The sequence below is a fragment of the Gelidimonas denitrificans genome (assembly GCF_055694065.1).
In genome coordinates this window covers 1037700-1054361 of record NZ_CM146350.1, presented here as the reverse complement: position 1 = coordinate 1054361, position 16662 = coordinate 1037700, and the positions used below count along the sequence as shown (strand labels likewise).

The 16662-nt window shown below is 58.0% G+C and carries 13 protein-coding genes; 12 read left to right on the top strand and 1 reads right to left on the bottom strand.

Annotated features, from left to right (window positions below; translation table 11 throughout):
* The first annotated feature begins 164 nt into the window (after nucleotides 1-164).
* The 6 genes from FKCLFG_RS04935 to FKCLFG_RS04910 all read left to right on the top strand — a co-directional run bounded on the left by FKCLFG_RS04935 (nucleotide 165) and on the right by FKCLFG_RS04910 (nucleotide 6319).
* Nucleotides 165-548: a DoxX family protein gene (locus tag FKCLFG_RS04935; RefSeq protein ID WP_472615115.1), complete on the top strand. Its 384-nt coding sequence runs from the start codon at nucleotides 165-167 to the stop codon at nucleotides 546-548.
* A 23-nt stretch (nucleotides 549-571) separates the two neighbouring features.
* Complete coding sequence (locus FKCLFG_RS04930) at nucleotides 572-892, top strand: carboxymuconolactone decarboxylase family protein (RefSeq protein WP_472615114.1); 321 nt, start codon at nucleotides 572-574, stop codon at nucleotides 890-892.
* Between the two features lie 78 nt (nucleotides 893-970).
* Entirely contained in the window at nucleotides 971-1516 is a 546-nt protein-coding gene (locus tag FKCLFG_RS04925; protein WP_472615113.1) for a sugar dehydrogenase complex small subunit, read from the top strand.
* Nucleotides 1517-1526: 10 nt separating this feature from the next.
* Nucleotides 1527-3158: a GMC family oxidoreductase gene (locus FKCLFG_RS04920; RefSeq protein ID WP_472615112.1), complete on the top strand. Its 1632-nt coding sequence runs from the start codon at nucleotides 1527-1529 to the stop codon at nucleotides 3156-3158.
* A gap of 18 nt (nucleotides 3159-3176) precedes the next feature.
* Nucleotides 3177-4586 (top strand): c-type cytochrome, encoded by a 1410-nt coding sequence (locus FKCLFG_RS04915; protein WP_472615111.1) that lies wholly within the window; start codon nucleotides 3177-3179, stop codon nucleotides 4584-4586.
* 317 nt (nucleotides 4587-4903) lie between these two features.
* A complete protein-coding gene (locus tag FKCLFG_RS04910) occupies nucleotides 4904-6319 on the top strand; it encodes a DEAD/DEAH box helicase (protein WP_472615110.1) in 1416 nt (471 codons plus the stop codon).
* Between the two features lie 163 nt (nucleotides 6320-6482).
* Here FKCLFG_RS04910 and senA read toward each other — a convergent pair whose 3' ends face one another.
* The gene (senA, locus tag FKCLFG_RS04905; RefSeq protein ID WP_472615109.1) at nucleotides 6483-7673 is read right to left on the bottom strand and encodes a selenoneine synthase SenA; all 1191 of its coding nucleotides are present in this window, start codon (nucleotides 7671-7673) and stop codon (nucleotides 6483-6485) included.
* Nucleotides 7674-7721: 48 nt separating this feature from the next.
* On the opposite strand from senA, the gene senB reads away from it, so the two are divergent.
* From senB to FKCLFG_RS04875, 6 genes are all read left to right on the top strand, one after another.
* Nucleotides 7722-8684 (top strand): selenoneine biosynthesis selenosugar synthase SenB, encoded by a 963-nt coding sequence (gene senB / locus FKCLFG_RS04900; protein WP_472615108.1) that lies wholly within the window; start codon nucleotides 7722-7724, stop codon nucleotides 8682-8684.
* Between the two features lie 19 nt (nucleotides 8685-8703).
* On the top strand, nucleotides 8704-9765 hold the full coding sequence (gene selD / locus FKCLFG_RS04895; protein ID WP_472615107.1) for a selenide, water dikinase SelD: 1062 nt from the start codon (nucleotides 8704-8706) through the stop codon (nucleotides 9763-9765).
* 246 nt (nucleotides 9766-10011) lie between these two features.
* The gene (locus FKCLFG_RS04890) at nucleotides 10012-10158 is read left to right on the top strand and encodes a hypothetical protein (protein WP_472615106.1); all 147 of its coding nucleotides are present in this window, start codon (nucleotides 10012-10014) and stop codon (nucleotides 10156-10158) included.
* Between the two features lie 68 nt (nucleotides 10159-10226).
* A complete protein-coding gene (gene leuA, locus FKCLFG_RS04885; protein WP_472615105.1) occupies nucleotides 10227-11930 on the top strand; it encodes a 2-isopropylmalate synthase in 1704 nt (567 codons plus the stop codon).
* A gap of 165 nt (nucleotides 11931-12095) precedes the next feature.
* Nucleotides 12096-14681, top strand: a complete 2586-nt coding sequence (locus FKCLFG_RS04880; protein WP_472615104.1) for a chemotaxis protein CheB — start codon at nucleotides 12096-12098, stop codon at nucleotides 14679-14681.
* 147 nt (nucleotides 14682-14828) lie between these two features.
* The gene (locus tag FKCLFG_RS04875; RefSeq protein ID WP_472615103.1) at nucleotides 14829-16619 is read left to right on the top strand and encodes a PAS domain-containing sensor histidine kinase; all 1791 of its coding nucleotides are present in this window, start codon (nucleotides 14829-14831) and stop codon (nucleotides 16617-16619) included.
* The last annotated feature ends 43 nt before the right edge of the window (nucleotides 16620-16662 follow it).

Sequence of the window (16662 nt, the reverse complement as noted above, 5' to 3'; positions counted from 1 at the left end):
GAAAACCGCCGCATTGCGGGGCAGGCTCGTGTTTTTCGCATTTTTCGCGCACAGGTGCGCAACGGCAGCATTGTATTTATTGTTGCAAAACAAAGCGGAGGCACGCAACGGGGCTAATCTGATCAATGATTTGTTTCCGTTTTGCCAATAACAGAGGGGTCATCATGGACAAGGTGCTTACGATCGCAGCACGACTGCTGATGTCGCAAATTTTCATCATCGCGGGCCTCGGCAAACTGATGGGCTACAGCGGCACCGTCGGATACTTTGCGTCGATCGGCCTGCCAATGCCGGCTGTGCTGACGCCGCTGGTAATCCTGATCGAACTGGGCGGCGGCCTGGCTTTGCTGTTCGGCTTCAAGACCCGCTGGGTGGCGGCGATTCTGGCACTGTTCAGCGTGGGAACAGCCTTGGTAGCGCATACGAATTTTGCCGATCCAAATCAGATGAATAACTTCCTGAAGAACCTGGCGATGGCCGGCGGCTTTCTGATGTTTGTCAAATATGGCGCCGGCTCGCCGAGCATCGACGACAAGAGCAGGAAATAATCGCGCAACCCAGGGAGATCGTGATGGATATCACTGTCCACAAGGGCCAGGGCAAGCTGCAGCACATCATCGACATCGGGCCGCTCCGGCTGTTGACCGATGAGCCGCTACAGCATGGCGGCGAAGATACCGGCCCCAATCCGCACGAACTGATCGCGCTCGCGGTAGCGGTCACGCTCCGCTGCGACGGCTGCATCACGACGCATACCGACGCCACCGCCAAGCACCGCGCCAGCCGGGAAGAAATCGCCGAAGCGCTGGGCGTCGCCATCGCGGTCAATGCCGGAGCGGCGCTGGTGTACTCAGCGCGTGTAATGGACGCCTTTTCAGTCAAGCAACCCTGAGCGGCGTCAACAATCGGACGATCCCGATGATCGGTGCGCACCATTCCTTTTGAGTATTTGTTGAGATGGACACTTGCCATGGATTATCCAGAGGAAATTCCAGAGAAAACAACAGGGAGCGCCGGCTCGCCCAATCCTGCGCGGCGCACATTGCTGGCGGGTTTGCTGTCGGCCGGGCTGTTGTCCACTTACACCGTTTCACTGATTCCGTGGGCGCTGGCGCAACCGGCGGCCGACCTCGACCACGGCGCATTCCTGGCGGTTTCCGCGCTGCTGGCAGGTCGCCAATCGCTCGATACGGTGCAGGCCACGCGCCTGTACGACGCCCTCAGCGCCGACGATCCTGGCTTTCCTGCGGCCACCAGGGCGCTGCTGGCGCTGCTCAACGCGCGCAAGATCGATCTGTTGCAATTGCAGCAGATACTGGACGCCGAGCATTCGCCGCTGGCCGCGCTGCCGCGCAAGATCGTCACCGCCTGGTTCATGGGCATCGTCGGCAGCGGCGAGCAGGCACGCTGTCTGGCGTATGAAACCGCGCTCAACGCGGTCATCGTCGCAGACAAGCTGAAGCCGCCGACCTACGCCTACGGCGTGTACGGCAGCTGGGCCAGAAAACCACTCTGAGGAGCGCACCATGTCCGAACAATTGTCGGCCGACTTCGTGGTCATCGGTTCCGGAATCATTGGTTCGCTCATCGCGCGCAAATTGCTGCAACACGGCGCATCGGTCATCATCCTGGAAGCCGGGCCGCGCATCACGCGCGACGTAATCGTGGCCCGCTTCCGCAATTCCACCCGCAAGAGCGACTGGATGTCGCCGTATCCGCCGTCGCCCTGGGCGCCGTATCCGGTATACCAGCCCAAGGACAATGGCTATCTGGTGCAGGCCGGGCCGTATCCGTATCCGGCCGAGTACATCCGGCAGGTCGGCGGCACTACCTGGCATTGGGCCGCGCAGGCATGGCGCATGCTGCCGAACGACCTGCGCATACGCAGCCTGTACGGGGTCGGCGTGGACTGGCCACTCACTTACGAAGAACTCGACCCGTATTACCAGGAAGGCGAACAGATCATGGGCGTGTCGGGCGCACCCAACACCGGCTCACCGCGCAGCCAACCGTTTCCAATGGAACCGGTGGCCGAACCGTATGCGATGCAGCGCTTGCGCGAACGGCTGGCACCGGCCTACCAGGTGGTCGGCAACACCACCGCACGCAATAGCCGCACCTACGGCGGCCGGCCGGCCTGCTGCGGCAACAATAGTTGCCAGCCGATTTGCCCGATCGATGCCCAATACCACGGCGGTATTGCGGCCGCCGACGCCGAAGCCGCCGGCGCCAGGCTGATTCCGAACGCCAATGTGTACCGGATCGAGCATGATGCCCAGGGCCGGATTGCCGCCGTCCATTATTACGACCCCGACAAGCTATCGCATCGTGTCACGGCCAGGAGCTTCATTCTCGCGGCCAACGGCATCGAAAGCCCGCGCCTGTTGTTGCTGTCGGCCAGCGACAAGTATCCGAAAGGCCTGGCCAACAGTTCCGACATGGTGGGGCGCAACCTGATGGATCATCCGAGCACCTCATTGACATTTGACGTCGAGGAAGAACTCTGGCTGGGACGCGGGCCGCAAAGTCCGAACTCGATCAATACCTTGCGCGACGGCCCGTTCCGCAGCGAACATGCGCCGTACCGCCTGGATTTCACCAACAGCTCGCGGGTGGCCGGCAGCACGCAATCGTTAATCGACCAGGGCGTGTACGGCATCGAACTGGAGCAGCGCCTGCGCCATAGCGCCGCCCACGAGTTCAACGTCAAGAACGTGCTGGAAGTCTTGCCCAACCCGGAAAACCGCATCACGCTCAGTGACCAGAAAGATGCGATGGGCATCCGAAAACCGCAGGCGCACTACGCGATCGACGACTACACGCGCAAGGGCGCGGAGACATCCAAAGCCGATTTCGCGCGGATTGCCGAACTGATGGGCAGCAGCAACCTGCGCTACAGCAAGGAAGGCAGTTTCGCCAACAATCAGCACATCTGCGGCACCATGAGCATGGGCACCGATCCGAACACCTCGGTGGTCGATGGCTACGGACGGACACACGACCACGACAACCTGTTCATCGCCAGCACCGGTGTGCTGCCCACCGCGGGCACCTGCAATTCGACCCTGACCGGGCTGGCCGTGGCGCTGCGCACCGCGCAGCACATACTCGAACAATCCAACCTGCGTGCGCCGGCTGCGGCTGCGCCGAAATCCTGAGCGTCAAGGTGGCCTGCAATGAAATGGATGACACGCCTGCACCTTAATTTCAGCACCGTCGCGCTGGCGCTCGCCAGCTGGAACGCTTGCGCCGCCGCGCCGGAGGCCGCCAATGCCGATTTGGTCCAGCGCGGCCGATATCTGGCCACCGCCGGCGATTGCATCGCCTGCCACACCGCGCCGGGCGGCAAGGCCATGGCCGGCGGCCTGGCGCTACCGACTCCGCTGGGCACGATTGTGTCAAGCAACATCACGCCCTCGAAAACCCATGGCATCGGCAACTATACGCAGGCGCAATTCAACGCTGCCTTGCGCGCCGGCATCCGTGCCGATGGCCGGCAGCTCTATCCGGCGATGCCCTACACCTCTTACGCACTGGTCTCGGACGACGACACCAGCGCGCTGTACGCGTATTTCATGCAGGGCGTAGCACCGGTGGATGCCGCACCGCAACAACAGACCAGGCTGCCCTTCCCCTTCAACATCCGGCCCACGATGGCGGTCTGGAATCTGCTGTTCCTCGACAGCAAGCCGTTCGCACCGGACGCCGGCAAGAGCCCGGAATGGAATCGCGGCGCCTATCTGACGCGCGGGCTGGCGCATTGCAGCTCCTGCCACACCCCGCGCAATATGTTGATGGCTGAAAAGAAATCGCTCGAACTGGCCGGCGGCGATGTCGGCGCTTGGTACGCGCCGAATATCACGTCGGATCCGAATAGCGGCGTCGGCGGCTGGAGTGAGCAGGAACTGATCGACTATTTGCGACTCGGCCATATTGCCGACAAGGCACAGACGGCCGGCCCGATGGCGGAGGCGATCGATCACAGCCTACGGCATCTGACCGAGGACGACTTGCGCGCAATGGCCAGCTATCTAAAGACGGTACCGGCGCTGCGCGAGGCGGCCGACACCCGCCCGGTATATGCATGGGGCGCGGCGGCCGACGAGTTGAACAGCATCCGCGGCGTGGCATTGCCCAGCGACCTGAGCCGGATGAACGGCCCGCAACTGTATGACGCCCACTGCGCGACCTGCCACCAGGCCCGCGGCCAGGGCAGCTTCGATGGCGGTTTGCCGCCGCTGTTTCATAATACGGCGCTCGGCAGAAGCAACACCAACAATCTGGCGATGGTGCTGCTGGAAGGCATTCAGCGACAAGGCGATACGTCTGAGGTGTTGATGCCGGGATTTAAAAAGGAGTTGTCGGATCAACAGATTGCAACGCTGGGCGCGTATCTGCTGCAACACTATGGCAATCCAAAGGCACAGATCAGCGCGGCGCAGGTAAAAACCCTGCGGGCCGGCGGCGCACCGTCGAATCTGCTGCTGGCGGCACGACTGGGGATCGCCGCGCTCTTCATTGCGATCATCGCCGCGCTCTTCGCGCTCGCCCGACGCAAGCGGCCATCCCGGGAAAACAAGCCCTGAATCCACCGCGTCCGATACGGATTGAATGAGATGGTGCAAGTGCAGCAAAACTGCTGTATGATATGCGCCTTGCATTGCAGTACGCAGCGCAGAAATAATAAAACCGCAATAAAATTAGCAGCTTCGCAAGCCTATGTTGCATTCCATCGGATGCAGCATTTAAAGCCTTCCCGCCTTTTGTGTCACACCGACACAGTCCCGGCGCAAAGCTTTTGTGCCGAAATTTCTTTGTATTCATTTCAAGTCATTTCGTTGGTTGGCGTTGCTATTTTGCGTTCTCGCATTTGCATGAACGCTGACTTTTACGAAAGAAAAAAATGACTTTTGAAGCTCTAGGCCTACACGCGTCCGTAATTCAAGCACTGACTGAGGCTGGTTACACCAAGCCGACCACGGTTCAGGAACAAGCAATTCCGGCAGCATTGCAGGGCCGCGACCTGATGGTTTCGTCGCAAACGGGTTCCGGCAAAACTGCCGCGTTCATGTTGCCTGCACTGCACAAATTCGCCTCCATCGAGCAACCAGCCGATGCGGGACAAAACAAAACTTCCAATCAAGAACGCCAGGCAGCCCGTGCCCGCGGCGACCGTCCACGTTTTCAGCCGGCACAGCCAAAAATGTTGGTGCTGACGCCGACGCGTGAACTGGCGCTGCAAATTACCAATGCTGCTGAAAAATACGGCTCGCACATGAAGCGTGTGAAAACTATTTCCATCCTGGGCGGCATGCCTTATCCAAAACAGATGCAATTGCTGGCGAAAAACCCGGAAATTCTGGTCGCCACGCCTGGACGTCTGATTGATCATATGGAATCGGGCAAGATTGACTTCTCCCAGTTGCAAATTCTGGTGCTGGACGAAGCCGACCGCATGCTGGATATGGGTTTCATCGAAGACATCGAAAAAATCGTTGCTGCCACTCCTGCGGTACGCCAGACCATGTTGTTCTCCGCTACGCTGGACGGCACAGTGGGCCGCATGGCACAGCAAATCACCAACAATCCAGTTGTTGTCAAAATTGCCGGCTCCGCCACCAAGCATGAAAACATTACCCAGAAAGTCCACTTTGTAGACGATCTGTCGCACAAGAATCGCTTGCTCGACCATCTGTTGCGCGACGCCACGATGGACCAGGCAGTTGTATTTACCGCCACCAAGCGTGACGCCGACACCATAGCCGACCGCTTGAACATCGCTGGCTTCTCCGCTGCTGCGCTGCATGGCGACATGCACCAAGGTGCGCGTAACCGCACACTGGATTCGCTGCGCCGCGGTCAAGTTCGCGTGCTGGTTGCCACCGACGTTGCCGCCCGCGGTATCGACGTACCGGCGATCACGCATGTGTTCAACTACGATTTGCCAAAATTCCCGGAAGATTACGTCCACCGTATCGGTCGTACCGGCCGTGCTGGTCGTAACGGCGTTGCCGTGTCACTGGTAAATCATGCTGAAGGCATGAACGTCAAGCGTATCGAACGCTTCACCAAGCAATTGATTCCAGTCGATGTGGTTGAAGGTTTTGAGCCTAAAAAGACAGCGTCTACTTCACGTTCGCCATCTAAAGCAGGCGGCTGGAAGCCAGGCGACAATCGTGGCAGCGCCAAACCAGGCCAACGCACTTTCAGCAATCCGAATGCTGCGCCGCGCAGTGCCAACGGTAATGGCGGCGGCTACAAAGGCCGCACCGGCGACACCGGCGGTGCGCGTCGCTCTTACAGCGATGGCAATCGGTAATCGGCAACAAGTAGTCGCAAGATAGAAAATGGCCGCCGGAGCAATCCGGCGGCCATTTTTACGTTTACCATGGGTATGCCAGAAAACATACCATTTTCCGCATATTCTCATTGGCATATTAGAAAATACATTGCCATGTATATCTAACTGAATTACCCCATTATCATGCAGCGCAAGTCCGGAAGCCGACGAAGAAATCGTCGCGTTGCGGCAAATAGAAATTCCTGAATTTCGGTGAACGCATCCGCGGCCGGGTCACAAAAGATGCGCCGCGCAAGACTTGATGGGTGCAAAACCAGGGCGCCGAATACTCGCGATAGGCATCTGCCACAAAGCCGGGATAAGGCTCGAACTGCGTACAGGTCCATTCCCACAAGCTACCCCATTGAAAAGCCGCATGACCCGACATGGCCGCGTACTCCCACTCGGATTCACTTGGCAACCGGCGACCGGCCCAGCGGCAGTAAGCCTGCGCCTCGAACAGGCTGATATGGCGCACCGCTTGATGGGCAGGCAAAGCGGTCAGCCGGCCGAAACTTTCAGTACACCACCCAAGACCATCGCGCTGCCAGTAACGCGGTGCTGAACGGTCCTGCTGCATCAGCCATGCCCGGCCGGCAGTGCTCCAAAAATCCGACTTCTGATAACCGCCATCCGCAATGAAATCGCTGTACTGGGCATTCGACACCAATGTTGCATCGATACTAAAGGCAGGCACCAGCATCGGATGTGCCCATTTTTCGTTGTCGAACACGAAGCCGGACTCCGGTGCGCTGCCGAGCATCATCGTGCCGCCGGGAAAATCGATCGCAATCTGCGGCGCTGGCGCTGCCGTCGTTTGGTTTATCCGCGGCGGTGCTTCCAGACCCAGGGTTTGCAAGGTCATCGCGAAAGCCTCGCCGTGCATATCTTCATGCGCTAACACCAGCTGGTAAGGTGCCAAGTCACGGCCTGATGCGCCTGATTTCTCCAGCTTATCCAGCACCCGATCCAATATCTCGCAGCAATACATCTTGAGCGCGCCGGCGCTGGGCAAATCGATCAGCCAGCGCGTGCGATGCGGCACGGTATTCGAATCGAACCAGTCGTCGCCCTGTGTCAGCAGGCAGGGGCGCTGCGCCGCAGCGGGGTTGCTCGATTCGGCCTCGCGCAGCACGAACCATTCGGCGAACCAAGCGATATGCCCCAACTCCCACAGCGGCGGATTGATGATGGGCAAAAACGGCACATGCGCTGATACATCCAGGCTGGCGGCCGAAAAACGATCAAACAGCACCAGCGTATAATGCCTCGCGTCTTGCAAGGCCGCTGCCAGTTCTTCCGAAGAGGCGTTTCGAAACGAAGGATTTATCATATTTTTCGGAAAATTTTCGCGCTATCGAGGAATATGCTAACAAGAAATATGCCGCAGATTGTCATTATCAGTCCCGCACTGGCAAAAGCCAATAACGGCAACTGGCAAACTGCCCGGCGCTGGTCGCAATTTCTTCGCCAACATTATCGAGTACGCATCGCCGCCGAGTGGGACGGCCAGAAAATTGATGCAATGATCGCGTTGCATGCGCGACGCTCTGCGGAATCGATTGCGGCATTTGCCGCGGCCCAGCCCGAATCTCCGTTGGTGGTGGTACTGACCGGCACCGACCTGTATCGCGACATCCAAACCGATACCAGCGCGCAGCGCTCGCTGCAACTTGCCACACAACTGGTGGTATTGCAAGCGTCGGGACGGCAGGAATTGACGGCCGATCTGCGCGCAAAAACACAGGTTATCCACCAATCGACGCCGACTCTGAAAGCCGTCGCATCTACATCACCTGCAGCACGGCGGCACCTGAATATAACGATGATAGGCCACCTGCGCGCCGAAAAGGACCCGGCCACCTTCATGCGCGCCGTCCATTTGGTGCAATCGCCGCAAGCGCGGCTGATCCATATCGGCGGTGCGCTGGAACCTGCTCTCGGCCGCCTGGCAGCGCAAACTGAACAACAAGAAGCGCGCTACCGCTGGCTCGGCGACCAGCCGCATGCGACCACCCGCCAGCGCTTGAAGCGCAGCCATCTGATGGTCATCAGTTCCAGGATGGAAGGCGGCGCCAATGTCATTATCGAAGCCATCGCCAGCGGCGTGCCGATATTGGCTAGCGACATATCCGGCAACCGGGGCATGCTGGGCGACGACTACGCCGGCTATTTTCCGCTGGGAGACAGCCGGCAACTGGCGCATCTGATCGACCAAAGCATCGCCGACCCGGCGTTTTACGCGCTGCTGCAAAGGCAATGCGCGGCGCGTGCGCCGCTATTTTCACCAGAGCGGGAAAAAACCGCTTTGCTGCAGTTGATGGATAATCTGCTTCACTTATGACCTTACTAAGGCAATCCCAATGAATACACCGACCGACTCGAAAATCAAACTGACCGCGTTTTCCCACGGCGGCGGCTGCGGCTGCAAGATTGCGCCCGGCGTGCTGTCTGAAATTCTGAAAAATTCGGTCGGCTTCCCGGTGCCGAAAGAGTTGATGGTCGGCATCGAAACTGCCGATGACGCAGCGGTATACAAGCTCAATGACGAGCAGGCGCTAATTGCCACCACCGATTTTTTCATGCCGATCGTCGATGACCCGTTTGACTTCGGCCGGATCGCCGCCACCAATGCGATCTCCGACGTGTATGCAATGGGCGGCACGCCGATCATGGCGCTGGCTTTGGTAGGGATGCCGATCAACAAACTGCCGGTGGAAGTGATTGGCCAAATCATTCGCGGCGGCGAAGCTATCTGCGCCGAAGCCGGCATCCCGATTGCCGGCGGACACACCATCGATTCAGTGGAACCGATCTATGGCCTGGTCGTGATGGGCTTGATCCACCCGTCCAAAGTCAAGCGCAATGCCGACGCCAAGGCAGGCGACAAGCTGATTCTCGGCAAACCGCTCGGCGTCGGCATCCTGTCCGCTGCGCTGAAAAAAGATGCGCTGGACGCCGCCGGCTACGCGGCGATGATAGCCAACACCACCAAGCTCAACAAACCCGGCCGCGCGCTGTCCGACCTCGACACTGTGCATGCAATGACGGACGTCACCGGTTTCGGCCTGCTCGGCCATTTGCTGGAACTGGCGCGCGGCGCCAAGCTGACCGCCAAGCTCGACATGGCGCAGATTCCACTGCTGCCGAACGTCCAGCAACTGGCTGAACAAGGCTTTATCACCGGCGCCTCAGGCCGCAACTGGGAAGCCTACGGCCACGATGTGAAACTGGTGGACGCCATCACGCCGACCCAACAAGCGTTGCTATGCGACCCGCAAACTTCCGGCGGCTTGCTGGTTTCGTGCGATCCGGCCGCGGTAGACGAAATCCTTGCATTATTCGCCCGTGAAGGCTTTGCCGACGCGGCAGTGATTGGCGAAATGACAGAAGGACCAGCCGGGATAGTCGTAGCAGCAGCGTAGTTGCAGCATCGCCAATATGCATGAAATACCGCAAGAGGCTTGACAAACCCCGCTTGCGCCTACTACATTGAGCCCATGTCATTCGCTCAATTCCCCCTTCCGAACTTTGTACAGCCTGCTGGCGCTCCGCTAGCAGGCTTGCTACGACTGCCGCTGGCGTAAAACGCCCGCCTTCTGTTTTACCCTGCTGGCAGCGCGCTGCCAGCAGTCCGGCAAGAAAACAATACTGCTGATTTAATATCCAACATGCATTCCACACCGAATCCTGCAACCATCACGCAAGGCGCATTTGTCGCCATGATGGTTGTTGCGCGCTCGCTGGGTCTGCTGAATCTACCGCTACTGCCACTACTGCTGCTACCGCTACCGATCGGTTGCCTGGCCTCGCGTTAAGTGGCAGTCAGGCAGCCTCGCTGCCACATTCGCTATTCAAATTTTTCTCAAAACCCAAAGGATTCATCATGATGTTGCTCAACCCTGCAGCCAAATATCGCCCGTCTCCCGTTGTCCAAATAAGCAACCGCAGCTGGCCGGATCAGATCATCACCACAGCGCCGATCTGGATGAGCAGCGACTTGCGCGACGGCAATCAGGCATTGATCGAGCCGATGAGCCTGGAAAAGAAGCTGCGTTTTTTCGAGATGCTGGTCAAGATCGGCTTCAAGGAAATTGAAGTCGGCTTTCCTTCCGCCTCGCAAACCGATTTTGATTTCGTGCGCATGTTGATTGATGAAAACCGCATTCCGGACGACGTCAGCATTATTGCGTTGACCCAGTCGCGCGAGGTCCTGATCGACCGCACGATCGAATCCATGCTCGGCGCCAAACGCGCAATCGTGCATCTGTACAACTCGGTGGCGCCGGCTTTTCGCCGCATCGTCTTCAAAATGTCGCGCGCTGACATCAAGGCGCTCGCCATCAGCGGCACCCGGCACATCAAAGCCATGACTGGCGCGCATCCGGAAACCGCGTGGCGTTTCGAATACTCGCCGGAATCGTTCAGCCAGACCGAGCTGGAATTTTCCAAAGAGGTATGCGATGCGGTGTCCGAAGTCTGGCAGCCCACACCGGATAACAAGATGATCTTCAACCTGCCGGCCACCGTCGAATCCAGTACGCCGAACGTGTATGCCGACCAGATCGAGTGGATGCACCGCAATCTGGCACGGCGCGATGCAATCGTCATCAGCGTCCATCCGCACAACGACCGCGGCAGCGCGGTGGCCGCAGCCGAACTGGCGATGATGGCCGGCGCGGATCGGGTCGAAGGCTGTTTGTTCGGCAATGGCGAGCGTACCGGCAACGTCGATCTGGTGACGCTGGCAATGAATCTGTACACCCAAGGCGTACATCCGGGGCTCGATTTTTCCGATATCGATAGCGTGCGGCGCTGCGTCGAAGAGTGCAACCAGATCCCGGTGCATCCGCGCCATCCGTATGTCGGCGATCTGGTGTTTACCGCTTTCTCCGGCTCGCATCAGGATGCGATCAAAAAAGGTCTCGCCCAGCAGCAGGCGGAGGCACAGTGGGACGTGCCGTATCTGCCGATTGATCCGGCCGATCTCGGGCGCAGCTACGACGCGGTGATCCGCATCAATAGCCAGTCCGGCAAAGGCGGCATGGCGTATTTGCTGGAACAGGAATACGGTTTGTCGCTGCCGCGCCGCCTTCAAATAGAATTCAGCCGCGCGGTGCAGGCAACCACGGACCGCACCGGGGGCGAAGTTGCCGCGCAAGACATTTACGCTATTTTCGAGCAGGAGTACCTCGCTCACACCACGCCCTATGCCTATCAGGCGCACCGCATGGAAGAGGATTCTGCCAAGGCGGAAGCGGTCCAGATTGAAATCGACATCGTCCAGAATGGCAAGAAAATGGCGCTGGCGGGCGGCGGCAACGGGCCGATCGATGCCTTCGTCAATGCGCTCGGCCTGGATATCCAGTTGATGGATTATCACGAACATGCGATCGGTTCCGGCGCCAATGCGCAGGCGGTGTGCTACGTCGAGCTGCGCCTCGAAAATGGGCCAACCCTGTTCGGCGTCGGCCTCGATGGCAATATCGTGACCGCTTCGTTCAAGGCGGTACTGAGCGCCGTCAACCGGCATCTGGCGCTGCGCCAGCGGGAGCAGGCGGGCAGTGCGCAGGTAATAATTAGCGCGTAGTTGCGCAGACAGCGGCGTGGCATGGGTTATTGTTACCCTGCCCGCCTCTGATCCCGCGACTACTTTGCGCCGTCGCAATATCGATTGATTATTGAACGCGCCTGGCATTGATACAATTGCGGACTAGCGCCCGAAATCCCGCGCTTTGCGGGCAAGAAAGAATGCATGGCCAATTTGGACCAATCAATTTCAGTGAAGAAAATCGTCGCGTCCAAAGCAAAGCCGAAGACCGGCATGCCGCCGGTGGTTGGCATCGGCACCTCCGCCGGCGGACTGGAAGCGCTGACGCAATTTCTTGAAAACGTGCCGCTGGCAAGCGGACTGGCGTATGTCGTGATCCAGCACCTGGACCCGACCTACAAAGGCATGCTGCCCGAGCTACTGCAGCGCATCACGCCGATGGCTGTTTTTCAAGCCACCGACCGCATGAAGGTCAAGCCGAATTGCGTCTATGTGATTCCGCCCAACAAGGATATGTCGATCCTGCACGGCCTGCTGCACCTGCTGGAACCGGCAGCGCCGCGTGGGCTGCGTTTGCCGATTGATTTCTTCTTTCGGGCTCTGGCCGAAGATCGGCGTGAAATGGCGATCGGCGTCATTCTGTCGGGAATGGGTTCGGACGGTACGCTGGGCCTGCGCGCCATCAAGGAAAAAGCCGGACTGGCCGTGGTGCAGGAGCCGGCCAGCGCCAAATTCAATGCGATGCCGCACAGCGCGATCAATGCCGGGCTGGCCGACATCGTCGCCCCCGTGGAAGAATTGCCGGGAAAAATCATAACCTACCTGCGGCAAGTGCGCCCGAACACCGGACATGAACTGATTCTGGAAAGCAAATCCCAGAGCGCCTTAGAAAAAATCGTCATCTTGCTGCGCGAGCGCACCGGCAACGATTTTTCGCTCTACAAGAAAAACACCGTCTACCGCCGCATCGAGCGCCGCATGAGCCTGCACCAGATCGACGCGATTAGCAATTACGTGCGCTATCTGCGCGAAAATCCGCAGGAGCAAGACTTGCTATTCAAGGAATTGCTGATCGGCGTCACCAATTTCTTCCGTGATACGCAAGTCTGGGATTATTTGCAAAGCGAAACACTCCCTGCGCTATTGGCCGCCAATCCGAATGGCAAGGCGCTGCGAGCGTGGGTGCCGGCCTGCTCGACCGGCGAAGAGGCATACTCGCTGGCCATTGTTTTCAAGGAAACGCTGGAACGCATCAAGCCGAAAGCGCGCTATTCATTGCAGATTTTCGCCACCGATCTGGATCATGATGCGATCGACCGTGCGCGTCAGGGTCTCTTTCCCACCAATATTGCTGCGGATGTTTCTGCCGAGCGCCTGAGTCGATTTTTCATAGCCGATGAAAAGGGCTACCGGATTGGCAAGGAAATCCGGGAAATGGTGGTCTTTGCACCGCAAAACATCATCATGGACCCGCCTTTCACCAAACTCGACATCCTGACCTGCCGCAACCTGATGATCTACCTCGGGCCGGAACTGCAAGCCAGGCTGATACCGCTGTTTCACTACGCGCTCAACCGCGACGGCGTTTTGCTCTTGGGAAGCGCCGAAACCACCGGCAGCTTTACCAGTCTATTCGCGCCGCTGGACAACAAGGCGCGGCTGTATCGGCGTCTTAGCAATACCTCGCGCACTACGGCGGTCGATTTTCCAGTCAAATTTCCGGTCGGATTAAGCGTCGTGCAGGAGCAACACAAGGTCGTCCACCCGGCCACCAACCTGCAGTTTCAAGCCGATCAGTTTTTATTGCAGCAATACACGCCGGCAGCAGTCCTGGTCAACGCCGAGGGCGACATCCTGTACATCAATGGACGCACCGGAAAATATCTGGAGCCGGCCGCAGGCAAGGCCAACTGGAATATTTATGCGATGGCGCGCGACAGCTTGCGCCACCAGTTGGCCAGCGCATTCAAAAAAGTGGTGCGCCAGACTGGCGCCGTCACGCTGGAAAATTTGCAGCTCGAAGGCAGCGGCGACGCAGTGCAAACCGTCAATATCACGGTGCAGTTGATTGAAAAACCGGAACTGTTGCATGGCATGGTCATGATCGTATTTACCGATGTGGCCACACCACTGGTGAAGACGGCCCCAACCACCGACCTGCTCGACCATGTGCCGCAGGCCGAACTGGAACGCGCCCGCGAAGAGATCCTGCTCATCCGCGAAGAAATGCAGACCTCGCAGGAAGAGCTTACCGCCACCAATGAAGAATTACAGTCGACCAATGAAGAACTGCAATCCACCAACGAGGAATTGACCACCTCCAAGGAAGAGATGCAATCCCTGAATGAAGAGTTGCAAACCGTCAATACCGAACTGCAATCAAAGGTAGACGATCTGTCGCTGCTCAACAACGACATGAAAAACCTGCTCAATAGCACCGACATTGCCACCATATTTCTGGACGAATCACTACATGTACGGCGCTTCACCACCCACGCAACCCAGATTTTCAAACTGATCGGCAGCGATATCGGACGCCCGTTGAGCGACATTGTCACTGATTTAGGCTATCCGGAACTGCAGCAGGACGCCCGCGAAGTGCTGCGCACGCTGGTGTTTTCGCAAAAACAGATTGCAACCGGCGATGGTCGCTGGTTCAAAGCGCGCATCATGCCTTACCGCACGCTGGAAAACGTGATCGACGGTGTGGTAATGACCTTCACCGACATCACCGTCGCCAAACATCTGGAAGCAGAACTGCGCCTGAAAATCAGCGCCGCCAAGAAATAAAATGACGCGCGCGGCCGATGGTTGCAACATACTCAGCACACTTTCCATCGCACCAAACATATTGCGTCCAAACCTATATTATGTATAAATAAGCAATGCATTCTTTCTTGCGCAGTACGACCTGCAAAGACCTGAAGGGAGATATTAATGACTGCTAACAAACAAAAAATGAATAGTTCTAATGACTCCACAGGCACCGATCATCTGCGTCTGAGAGCGGAGCAAGTGTTGCGCAATGACGGCCTCAATCCGGCAACATTGCTTAGTGACACGGATGTACGCAAGCAACTGCACGAACTGCAGGTCAATCAAATCGAACTCACGCTGCAAAATAGCGAACTACTGGAGCTGCAAGATGCCCGACGGGAAATCGAATTGCTGTTGGCGCGCTATACCGATCTCTATGAGTTTGCCCCGATCGGGTATTTCACGCTGGACCGCGACGCTACCTTGCACGAAGTCAACCTGACCGGCACCAGTTTGATCGGGCTGGCGCGCTCCAAACTGGTGGGACGGCGCTTTGGCGCTTTCATCTCGCCCGAATCACGTCCGACCTTCAATGCTTTTCTGACGCGCGTATTTGCCAGCGAGACAAAACAGTCGTGCGAAGTGCAGCTTCTGAATGCCGAGCAACGCCCGTTTTTCGCCCATATCGAAGCCAATGCTGATGCCGCCGAACACACCTGTCGCCTGGTAGTAGAAGATATCAGCTTGCGCAAGACGGCCGAGCAGGCACTGCACAACGCCCATGACAACCTGGAAGCAAAGGTACGGGAACGCACCGCGGAACTATTACAGACAAATGCCCGGCTCAACGCAGAAATTGCCGAACACAAACGCACCGAAGAAGCGCTGAAGCACACCCAATATATCTTGCATCAGGCGCAACGGGTGGCGCATGTGGGTAGTTGGGAGCGCAACATTGCCAGCGGTGTATCACTCTGGTCGGATGAATTTTTCCGGATTTGTGGCCTGCCGCCGCAAGCATTTATTCCCAGCATTGCAAATATGTTGCAAGTTATGCATCCGGAAGATGGCAAGGCGGCATATCAGATGATCCAGCACGCAATCGAGCACGATAACAACTTCAGCGGCATCAGCAGGATTGTCCGCCCGGACGGGACGATACGGCACGTCCGGTTACAGGGCAACATCCTGTACAACGAAAACCAGAAGCCACAAACGCTGGTCGGCTCTGTGCTTGATATTACCGAATTCAAGCAAACTGAAGATGCCTTGCTGCAATCGCAGGAAACCATCCGCAGCCTGGCCGCGCATCAGGAAGTCGTCAAGGAAAGCGAACGCAAGCGCATCGCGCGCGAAATTCACGACGAACTGGGGCAGAATCTGATGGCCTTGCGCATCGACGCCTCGATGCTGGCAGCACGCACCGCACACAGCCATCCGCGACTCAACGCGAAGGTCAAGTCGGCGCTCAATGATATCGATACCACCATCAAATCGGTGCGCGGCATCATCAACAATCTGCGCCCGCCGGTACTGGACTTGGGCCTACCGGCGGCATTCGAGTGGCAAGTCAAGGAATTCCAGCGCCGCAGCGGCATTACCTGCACCCTGAACATCAGCGGCGCCGATGCGCAGTACAAGCTCGATGACGAGCAATCCACCGCACTGTTTCGCATTCTGCAAGAATCGTTGGCTAACGTCTGCCGTCACGCCCAAGCCAATCAAATCACGATCAGCCTGTCGCAGGAGGCCGGCAACGTGTTGATGAAAGTGGCCGACGACGGCATCGGCTTGCTCCCGAATAGCCACAGGAAAACACATTCATATGGACTGATCGGCATCAAGGAACGCGTCAACACGCTGCACGGCAAACTGATCATCGACAGCCGCGAGAACCAGGGCACCGCTTTGACCGTCATCATCCCGATTGCGTACCCGCCCAAGAACGCTGAACCCGAAAACGCTCAATAACGCATATCCGACAGGCCGGGTTCCCGCCTGGTCGGGATTTTTT

Excerpts from the sequence above, each read along its gene's own strand:
- FKCLFG_RS04925 (WP_472615113.1), top strand. The coding sequence starts at position 971 with ATGGATTATCCAGAGGAAATTCCAGAGAAAACAACAGGGAGCGCCGGC.
- FKCLFG_RS04935 (WP_472615115.1), top strand. The coding sequence starts at position 165 with ATGGACAAGGTGCTTACGATCGCAGCACGACTGCTGATGTCGCAAATT.
- FKCLFG_RS04930 (WP_472615114.1), top strand. The coding sequence starts at position 572 with ATGGATATCACTGTCCACAAGGGCCAGGGCAAGCTGCAGCACATCATC.
- senB (WP_472615108.1), top strand. The coding sequence starts at position 7,722 with ATGCCGCAGATTGTCATTATCAGTCCCGCACTGGCAAAAGCCAATAAC.
- FKCLFG_RS04880 (WP_472615104.1), top strand. The coding sequence starts at position 12,096 with ATGGCCAATTTGGACCAATCAATTTCAGTGAAGAAAATCGTCGCGTCC.
- FKCLFG_RS04920 (WP_472615112.1), top strand. The coding sequence starts at position 1,527 with ATGTCCGAACAATTGTCGGCCGACTTCGTGGTCATCGGTTCCGGAATC.
- FKCLFG_RS04890 (WP_472615106.1), top strand. The coding sequence starts at position 10,012 with ATGCATTCCACACCGAATCCTGCAACCATCACGCAAGGCGCATTTGTC.
- leuA (WP_472615105.1), top strand. The coding sequence starts at position 10,227 with ATGATGTTGCTCAACCCTGCAGCCAAATATCGCCCGTCTCCCGTTGTC.
- FKCLFG_RS04915 (WP_472615111.1), top strand. The coding sequence starts at position 3,177 with ATGAAATGGATGACACGCCTGCACCTTAATTTCAGCACCGTCGCGCTG.
- FKCLFG_RS04875 (WP_472615103.1), top strand. The coding sequence starts at position 14,829 with ATGACTGCTAACAAACAAAAAATGAATAGTTCTAATGACTCCACAGGC.
- selD (WP_472615107.1), top strand. The coding sequence starts at position 8,704 with ATGAATACACCGACCGACTCGAAAATCAAACTGACCGCGTTTTCCCAC.
- FKCLFG_RS04910 (WP_472615110.1), top strand. The coding sequence starts at position 4,904 with ATGACTTTTGAAGCTCTAGGCCTACACGCGTCCGTAATTCAAGCACTG.
- senA (WP_472615109.1), bottom strand. The coding sequence starts at position 7,673 with ATGATAAATCCTTCGTTTCGAAACGCCTCTTCGGAAGAACTGGCAGCG.